At 69.4% G+C, this 1015-nt stretch carries 1 protein-coding gene; it reads left to right on the forward strand.

Going from position 1 to position 1015, the window contains the following annotated elements; genetic code table 11:
• On the forward strand, positions 1-1015 hold a 1015-nt coding region (locus ALA01S_RS34250), incomplete at both ends, for a N,N-dimethylformamidase beta subunit family domain-containing protein (RefSeq protein WP_218011566.1).

A 1015-nucleotide genomic window follows, 5' to 3' on the forward strand; every position in this document is an offset into this window, starting at 1 on the left:
AGCATCCAGGGCTTTGCCACGGACATCAGCGTCAACCGCGGCGGCACGGTGAGCTTCAAGGTCAACACCACGGCCAGCAGCTACCGCTTCGACATCTACCGGCTGGGCTGGTATGGCGGCGCCGGCGCGCGCAAGGTGGCGACGGTCAACCCGTCGGCCACGCTGCCGCAGAGCCAGCCGTCCTGCCTGACGCAGCCCGGCAGCGGCCTCATCGACTGCGGCAACTGGGCCGTCTCCGGTTCGTGGACCGTGCCCTCGACCGCCGTCTCCGGCATCTACATCGCCCGCCTGGTGCGCAACGACACGGGTGGCGCCAGCCACATCGCCTTCGTGGTGCGCAATGACGGCTCGGCCGCCGACATGGTGTTCCAGACCTCGGACACCACCTGGCAGGCCTACAACAACTGGGGCGGCAACAGCCTCTACCAGGGCGGGCCGGGCACCAGCCCGTCGCGCGCCTACAAGGTCAGCTACAACCGGCCGTTCAACACGCGCACGGTGGACGGCGGCCAGGACTGGATCTTCGCCAACGAGTACCCCATGGTCCGCTGGCTGGAGGCCAACGGCTTTGCCGTCACCTACGTCAGCGGCGTGGACACCGACCGCAGCGCCACCGTGCTGCAGGGCCGCAAGGTGTTCCTGTCGGTGGGGCACGACGAGTACTGGTCCGGCCAGCAGCGCGCCAACGTGGAGGCCGCCCGCGCCGCGGGCATGCACATGGCCTTCTTCAGCGGCAACGAGGTGTTCTGGAAGACGCGCTGGGAATCCAGCATCGACGCCTCCGGCACGCCCTACCGCACGCTGGTGTCCTACAAGGAGACGCATGCCAACGCGCGCATCGACCCCACCGGCATCTGGACGGGCACCTGGCGCGACGCGCGCTTCTCGCCCCCGGCCGACGGTGGCCGGCCGGAGAACGCGCTCACGGGCACGCTGTTCATGAACAACGACACCGGCGTGTACTACGGCATCACCGTGCCGCCGGCCGAGGGGCTGCTGCGCCTGTGGCGCAACA

Origin of the sequence: Azohydromonas lata NBRC 102462 (assembly GCF_001571085.1) — a bacterium.
GTDB classification, from domain to species: Bacteria; Pseudomonadota; Gammaproteobacteria; order Burkholderiales; family Burkholderiaceae_C; genus Azohydromonas; species Azohydromonas lata.